General features: G+C 74.2%; 7 protein-coding genes. 2 read left to right on the top strand and 5 right to left on the bottom strand.

Features of this window, described 5'->3' with window-relative positions:
• Positions 1-89: 89 nt before the first annotated feature.
• From AB0B41_RS42020 to AB0B41_RS42000, 5 genes are all read right to left on the bottom strand, one after another.
• The gene (locus AB0B41_RS42020) at positions 90-1,160 is read right to left on the bottom strand and encodes an NAD(P)-binding domain-containing protein (protein ID WP_358212681.1); all 1,071 of its coding nucleotides are present in this window, start codon (positions 1,158-1,160) and stop codon (positions 90-92) included.
• 28 nt (positions 1,161-1,188) lie between these two features.
• On the bottom strand, positions 1,189-2,169 hold the full coding sequence (locus AB0B41_RS42015; RefSeq protein ID WP_358212680.1) for a pyridoxal-phosphate dependent enzyme: 981 nt from the start codon (positions 2,167-2,169) through the stop codon (positions 1,189-1,191).
• Between the two features lie 2 nt (positions 2,170-2,171).
• Positions 2,172-2,492 (bottom strand): putative quinol monooxygenase, encoded by a 321-nt coding sequence (locus tag AB0B41_RS42010; RefSeq protein WP_358212678.1) that lies wholly within the window; start codon positions 2,490-2,492, stop codon positions 2,172-2,174.
• A gap of 9 nt (positions 2,493-2,501) precedes the next feature.
• Positions 2,502-3,428 (bottom strand): vWA domain-containing protein, encoded by a 927-nt coding sequence (locus AB0B41_RS42005; protein WP_358212677.1) that lies wholly within the window; start codon positions 3,426-3,428, stop codon positions 2,502-2,504.
• A 62-nt stretch (positions 3,429-3,490) separates the two neighbouring features.
• A complete protein-coding gene (locus tag AB0B41_RS42000) occupies positions 3,491-4,414 on the bottom strand; it encodes a MoxR family ATPase (protein ID WP_358212675.1) in 924 nt (307 codons plus the stop codon).
• 129 nt (positions 4,415-4,543) lie between these two features.
• Here AB0B41_RS42000 and AB0B41_RS41995 point away from each other — a divergent pair, with 129 nt between their 5' ends.
• Together AB0B41_RS41995 and AB0B41_RS41990 are read left to right on the top strand one after the other, a co-directional pair.
• Positions 4,544-5,665, top strand: coding sequence for an NDMA-dependent alcohol dehydrogenase (locus AB0B41_RS41995; protein WP_358212673.1), 1,122 nt, complete (start codon positions 4,544-4,546; stop codon positions 5,663-5,665).
• Positions 5,665-7,260 (top strand): AMP-binding protein, encoded by a 1,596-nt coding sequence (locus AB0B41_RS41990; protein ID WP_358212672.1) that lies wholly within the window; start codon positions 5,665-5,667, stop codon positions 7,258-7,260. The genes AB0B41_RS41995 and AB0B41_RS41990 overlap by 1 nt, the downstream gene beginning before the upstream one ends.
• Positions 7,261-7,360: the final 100 nt, after the last annotated feature.

Genomic DNA, 7,360 nt, shown 5'->3' with positions numbered 1-7,360 from the left:
TGCGGATCAGACCGACCCTGCACCCGCCCAGCCTGCCAGCCGGGCGAGATCAACACCCGAACCCACGCCGCGACCTTTTCAGCAGCCTCCTAGGCGGCCGCCGGCGCCCGCAGCCGCTGCACGGTCTCGTGCGCCGCCGCCCGGCCCGCCCGGTTGGCGCCGATGGTGCTGGCCGACGGTCCGTAGCCGACGAGGTGCACCCGCGGGTCGGCCACGGCGCGGGTGCCGTCGAGCGCGATCCCGCCCTGCGGCGAGCGCAGGTGCAGCGGGGCGAGGTGCCCGATCGCCGGCCGCCAGCCGGTGGCCCAGAGGATGACGTCGGCGGGCTCGGTGGTGCCGTCCGCCCAGGCCACGCCGCCGGGCGTGATCCGGGAGAACATCGGGCGGCGGGCGAGCACGCCGCTGTCGATCCCCTCCCGGTACGCCGGGGTCAGCGGCAGGCCGGTCACGCTCACCACCGGCCGCGGCGGCAGGCCCGCCCGCACCCGCTCCTCGACGAGCGCGACCGCCTCGCGCCCGGCGACGTCGTCGAACGGGCCCTCGCGCCAGCGCGGCGGTGTGCGGGTGACCCAGGTGGTCGCGGCGGCGACCGGCGCGATCTGCAGCAGGAACTGCACGGCCGAGGTCCCACCCCCGACGACGACCACCCGCTGCCCCGCGAACGCCTCCGGACCGGGGAAGTCCACGGCGTGCAGCTGGCGGCCGCGGAACTCCCGGGCGCCGGGGTAGGCGGGGACGAACGGGCGGGTCCAGGTTCCGGTGGCGTTGACCAGCGCCTGGGCGGTCCAGACACCCTCGTCGGCCTCGACCCTGAGCAGCTCGCCCACGGGCCGCACCGCCGTGACCCGCACCGGCCGCCGGACCTGCAGGTCGAACTCCCGCTCGTAGGCCGCGAAGTACTCCGGCACCACCTGGTTGGCGGGGCGGTCGGGGTCCTCGGGCGCGAAGTCCAGCCCGGGCAGCGAGTGGATGCGGTGGGCGGAGAAGGCGTCGCCGGCCACGCGGAGGGTGTCCCAGCGGTGCCGCCACGCCCCGCCGGGTGCCTCCTCGGCGTCGAGCATGACGAACCCGGGACCGGGCTCCAGCCCGGCCCGGCGCAGCCCCCAGGCGGCCGACAGCCCGGCCTGCCCGGCGCCGATCACCACGACCTGCGTGTCCACGCCTCCTGCAACGCGCGGACGGGAGCGATCAGTCCCGCACGCCGAACCGGTCCGCCCAGGCCTCGACGTCGGCGAAGGTGGCGTTGCCGCCGCACACCACCAGCCCGAGCCGGGCGCCCGGCCCGACCCGGTCGAGGATCCGGCGCGCGGCGGGCACGAGGCACCCCGCGGCGGGTTCCGTCCAGAGCTTGGCGTGCGCGGCGAGGTCGAGCGTGCCGCGCACGGCCTCGGCGTCGGGCACCACGAGGACGTCCGTGACCAGGACCGTGACGTGCTCGTACGTCAGCCGGGCAGCCGACGGGGCGCTGAGCGAGGTCACGATCGACGACAGCGTGACCGGTGTGGGTCCGCCGGCGGTGATCGCGGCGGACATGGCCTCGGCGCCGGTCGTCTCCACACCCCAGATCCGGACGTCCGGCCGTCGGGCGCGCAGGGCCGCGGCGACGCCGGAGATCAGTCCGCCGCCCCCGATGCTGACCAGGACGTCCGTGAGCTCGCCGGCGTCGTCCGCCAGCTCGAGCCCGACGGTGCCCTGCGCCGCGACGACCACCGGGTCGTCGAACGGGTGCACCATCGTCCGGCCGGCCTGCTGCAGCTCCGCGGCCAGCGCGAACGCCCCGGCGATGTCCGGGGTGAGCCGCACGTCCGACCCGGTGGCCCGGCAGGCCGCGACCGTGCGCGACGACGCCGACTCCGGCATCACGACCGCCGCGTCGATCCCGAGCGCGGCGGCCATCTCGGCGACGGCGATGCCGTGGTTGCCGCCGCTCACCGCGACGACGCCCGCCACCCGCTCCTCGGGCGTGAGTGACAGCAGCTTCGCCGTGGCCCCGCGCGCCTTGAACGACCCGGTGCGCTGCAGCAGCTCCAGCTTGGCCGTGACCGGCACCCCGAGCAGCGCCGACAGGCCCGGGCTCTCGACGGTCGGCGTCCGGACGACGTGCCCGGCGATGCGCTCGGCGGCGGCGGTGATCTCGGGGAGGCCGATCAGGGAGCTGCGTACGGTCACCCTCAGATGGTGCCCTGCTCGGTCGTGCCGGCGGGGATCGGCGTGAAGGTCTTCACGTCGATCGGCCCGGCGAGGCGGCCCTTCAGCGCCTTGCCGACCTCGGCGAGGGCCGGTGCGGTGCTGTGGGTCTTGAGCGCCTCGGCCGACTCCCAGCGCTCCACGAACACCAGGTCGGTCGAGTCGCCGGTGCTCTCGTGCAGGGCGTACTTCCCGCAGCCGGCCTCGTCGTGGACCTTCGGGATGGCGGCGAGGAAGGCCTCGCGGACGGCCTGCTCCTCACCGGGCTTGGGCGAGATGGTGGCGACGACGATCACGGGGCTCATCGAGTTCTCCTAGCGGTTGAGGATGCGGTTGAGGGCGGGGGCGACGTCGCGGTGGGTGTGCACCGGGTGCAGGGTGCCGTGGCCGAGGCGGGCGAGGTCGCGCCCGAGCGGTAGGTCGTGCTCGCCGTCGGTCTCGAGCAGGACGTGCAGCTCACCGAAGCGGCGGGCGAGGTCGCGGGGGTCGGGGCCGGCGTTGTGCACGGCGTCGGTGAGCAGGATGGCGGTCCGTCTGCGGGCGGCGGAGCGGGCCAGCTCGGCGTGGGCGACCGAGAGCCCGAAGCCGACGTTGGTCAGCCCGCGGGCCGGGATGCGCAGCAGCTGGTCGAGCAGCGTCGCGGGCGTGGCCGGGGTGGTGAGCGGCGTGAGGACCGCGGCGTCGGACCAGAACGCGACCAGGGCGAGCTGGTCGGAGGCGCCGGAGAGGTCCGCGGACAGCGCCGCGACGGTGGCGGCGGCGATGCGGACCTTCTCCCCGCGCATGGACCCGGAGACGTCGACGATCAGCACCGCGGCCCGCCGTGAGCTCATCCGCTCGCGGACGATGATGTCGGTGTCCTCGGGCCGGGGCCGTTCGGCGAGCATCTCGATGGTCTTGTCGAGGTCGATGTCGTCGGAGCGGTAGGCGTAGGGGACCGAGGCCAGCGCCCCGGTGCCGCGCTCGGCACGGGCGTCGCGCGGGCGGCGGCGCACCGAGAGCCGCCGGGCGATGGCCTGGGCCATCGAGGCGACCACCGGGTCCGGCGGGGTGTCCTCGAGCAGCTCGCCGAGCTCGCGTTGCCGCGCGGTCTGCGCGGTCACGAGCACGCCCTGTCCGCCGGCGGGCAGCTCGTCCTGCCCACCGGAGCGGTCCGGGTTCAGCTCGGCGACGACGGGCGCGCCCTTGCCCTTCGAGAACAGTTCGGGTGCGGTGTCGAGGCGCTTGGGCTTGCGCCGCAACGGGGCCAGGTTCCGTCGCTCACCGGGGTCGGCGGTGGGCAGCGCGACGGCGTTGTCGAGGTTCAGGCGGTGCGGGCCCGGCGCTGCCCGCCGGGGGCGGAGAAAAAATGGTTCTCCCAGATCTCGGTGATGACCCGTTCCGGGGTGGCGTCGGAGGCCTCGTCGACCCCGACCCGCGCGGACAGCGCCAGCAGCGCGGCGTCGAGCACGACCCGGCTGCGTTCCGCGCCCGGGTCGATGCGCTGCAGCTCCATCGCGATCGCGACCAGGTCGATCGCCCCGCGCACCGACGAGCCGCGGCGCAGCTCCGGGTGGGTGCGGGTGGCCCGGGTCAACGCGACGCCGTCGTCGATCAGGGCGCGGTCGCCCTGACCCTCACCGCAGCCGGTGCGGCGGGCGACGATGTCGCCCTCCTCCTCGGCGGACTGGTAGCCCACGGCGAGGCGGCACCAGCGGTCGTAGACCGAGTCGGAGATCCGGGCGGTGCCGACGTTGTCGAACGGGTTCATCGAGGCCAGCACCCGGAACGTCGGGCCGGCCGAGAGGGTCCCGACGCGGGGCACGGTGACCGCGCGCTCGGCCATCGCGCCGAGCAGCACGTTGAGGGTGTCCTCCGGTGCGCGGTTGAGCTCCTCGATGTAGAGGAAGCCGCCGCGCTGCATGGCCTCGACCAGCGGGCCGGGCACGAAGTTCTCCGCCGAGTAGTCCTCCTGCAGTACCCGGGCGGGGTTGTGGTGCCCGACCAGCCGGGCGGGGGTGAGCTCGGCGTTGCCCTCCACCAGCACGAACGGCACGTCCCAGTGCTCGGTGATGGCGCGCAGCATCGTGGACTTCGACGTCCCCGGCGGGCCCTCCAGCAGGATGTCGCGGCCGGCCGCCACCGCGGCCAGCACCAGGGTCAGCTCACGGTCCCGGCCGACCACCGCCTGCGCGATCGCGTCCCGCGCGGAGCCGTCGACCGTGGGGCTCGTCGTTGATGCACTCACATCACCATCCGACAGGCCTGGCGAACGTTCGTCAACCCGGCTCTTGTGTGACTACCGGTCGGTCGGTAGTCATTGTGGCGTCGGCCACGATGCGGTGGCCGCCCCGAGGATCCCGAGGAGGACCCCACCGTGAAGACGCACGCCTCCATCCTGCGCAGCGCCCCCGGCAAGTTCGAGTCCGCCGATCTCGAGCTCGAGGGCCCGCGCAGCGGCGAGATCACCGTCAAGCTCGCGGCCTCGGGCCTGTGCCACTCCGACGACCACATGGCGACCGGCGACATCCCCGCCGGCACGTACCCGCTCTGCGGCGGGCACGAGGGCTCGGGCGTGGTGACCGACGTCGGCCCGGAGACCCCCGGGTTCGAGGTGGGCGACCACGTCGTGTTCACCTTCGTGCCCTCCTGCGGGCGCTGCCGCTGGTGCGCCGCGGGCATGCAGAACCTCTGCGACCTGGGCGCCAACATGATGGTGGGCTCCCGCTTCGAGGACACCTCGAGCTACCGCATGACGCTCGACGGGCAGCCGGTCGGCCAGATGTGCGGGATCTCCACGTTCAGCGAGTTCACCACGGTCAGCGTCAACTCGGCCGTCACGGTGCCGAAGGAGGTCCCGCTCGTCCCGCTGTGCCTGCTGGGCTGCGGCGTCGGGACGGGCTGGGGCTCGGCGGTCAACGCGGCACAGGTGCAGGCCGGGCAGACGGTCGTCGTGATGGGCATCGGCGGCATCGGGACCAGCGCGGTGCAGGGCGCCGCGCACGCCGGCGCGACGAACGTGATCGCCGTCGACCCCGTGGCGTTCAAGCGCGAGAGCGCGATGGAGTTCGGCGCCACGCACTCGGCCTCGACGATGGAGGAGGCCTCCGAGCTGGCGAGCCACTTCACGAACGGGCAGGGGCCGGACTCGGTGATCGTGACCGTCGGCGTCACGACGGCGGACCACGTCGGTCAGGCTGTCGCCGCCGTGCGCAAGGCGGGCACGGTCGTGGTCACCGGGGCGGGCAAGGCGGAGCTGTCCCAGGTGCCGATCAACCTGCTCGAGCTGACCATGGCGCAGAAGAAGATCGTCGGCGCGCTGTTCGGCGCGGCCAGCCCGTTCACCAGCATCCCGTGGCTGACCCAGATGTACACGAACGGCCGGCTCAAGCTCGACGAGATGATCACCAAACGGTACTCGCTCGACGAGGTGGCCCAGGGCTACGAGGACATGCACGCGGGCACGATCATCCGCGGGATCGTGGAGTTCGACCGCTGATGACCCGGCGCTGGATCGCCCCGACCACCCTCGGCGACCTCGTCGACCGGCGCGCCGCCGAGCACCCGGCGGACGAAGCGCTGGTGTTCCCGGACGGGCGGGCCACCTTCGCCGAGCTCGCGGAGCGGGCGCAGCGGTACGCGCGCCGGCTGCTCGGGCTCGGCGTCGGCCGCGGCGACCGGGTGGGGACGCTGCTGCCGGCGTCGGTCGACCTCGTCGCCGTGATGATCGGGGCGGCGAAGATCGGGGCGGTCACGGTGCCGGTCAATGCGCGGTTCAAGGCCGTGGAGCTGCGGCAGATCGTGGTGCACTCCGGGATGCGGGTGCTGGCGACCGATGCGGCGTCGGTCCCGCTGGTCCGCGAGGCGACGGCGGAGGGCGCCCCCGAGCTGCACCACGTCCTGGCCCTCGACGACCCGGAGTCGCTCGCCGCCGCCGACCGCTCGGCGGCCGCGGACGAGGAGGTGTGGGCGCGCCAGCCCGGCGTCCGGGTGCGGGACACCGCGGTGATCGTCTACACCTCGGGGACCACGGCCGCGCCGAAGGGCGCGATGCTCAGCCACGAGGCCCTCACCCGGCTCGCCGACGGGATCGGCGAGCGGATGGCGCTCACCCCGGCCGACCGGGTGTGGACGGCCATCCCGCTCTTCCACGGCGGCGGCATCACGTTCCTGCTCAGCTGCCTGACGGCCCGCGCGACGTTCGTGCACCCCGGCTACTTCGACCCCACGACCACGCTGGAGCTGCTCACCACCGAGCGGGTCACGGTGGCCCTCGCCGCGTTCGAGACGATCTGGATGCCCGTGCTGAACCGGGCGGACTTCGCGGACTTCGACCTCTCCGGGATCCGCCTGGTGATGGCCGTCGGCGTGCCGGAGCGGCTGCGGGACATGGCCTCCCGGCTGCCGTGGGCCGTGCACGTCTCCTGCGTGGCGATGACCGAGTCGTCGGCCTTCCTGACCCTCAACCGCCGGGACGACCCGCTGGAGAAACGCGTGACGACGGGCGGGCACCCGATGCCCGGGATGGAGGTCCGCGTCGTCGACCCGGAGACCGGCGCCGACCTCCCGCCCGACACCCCGGGCGAGCTGCTCTTCCGCGGCCCCACCGCCTTCGACGGCTACTTCCGCGACCCGGAGCGGACGGCCGAGGTGATCGACGCCGACGGCTGGTTCCACACCGGCGACCTCGTCGTCGCCGATGCGGACGGCCGGCTCACGTTCCGCTCCCGGCTGAAGGACATGCTCAAGGTGGGCGGGGAGAACGTGGCCGCCGCCGAGGTGGAGGGGTACCTGCTCGGGCACCCGGCGGTGGACCTGGTCGCGGTGGTCGCGGCGCCCGATGCGTACTACGTCGAGGTCCCGGCCGCGTTCGTGCAGCTCAGACCAGGCGCGACCGCCACCGAGCAGGAGCTGATCGAGTACTGCGTGGGGCGGATCGCCACCTACCGCGTGCCGCGCTACGTCCGGTGGGTCGCGCCCGGGGAGTGGCCCATGTCCGGCACGAAGATCAAGAAGTACCTGCTGCGCGAGCGGATCGCCGACGAGCTCAAGCAGCGCGGCATCACCGAGGCGCCCCGCATCCGCACCCACTGACCCCGTGAGTGGCGATAGTCGCGGGAGACCTGCTAAGACGCTCCCTCCGCCCCGGGGGGGGGGGGCGCGCACCGCCCCACCGGGTAGCCCCCCCCCCGGA

Source organism: Pseudonocardia sp. NPDC049154, from assembly GCF_040648315.1.
In the GTDB taxonomy this organism is placed as follows: domain Bacteria; phylum Actinomycetota; class Actinomycetes; order Mycobacteriales; family Pseudonocardiaceae; genus Pseudonocardia.
This window is presented reverse-complemented; position numbering and strand designations above follow the sequence as displayed.

What these genes read in the sequence shown, in the direction of transcription:
- AB0B41_RS42010 (WP_358212678.1), bottom strand. Translation starts at nt 2,492, where the DNA reads ATGAGCCCCGTGATCGTCGTCGCCACCATCTCGCCCAAGCCCGGTGAG.
- AB0B41_RS41990 (WP_358212672.1), top strand. Translation starts at nt 5,665, where the DNA reads ATGACCCGGCGCTGGATCGCCCCGACCACCCTCGGCGACCTCGTCGAC.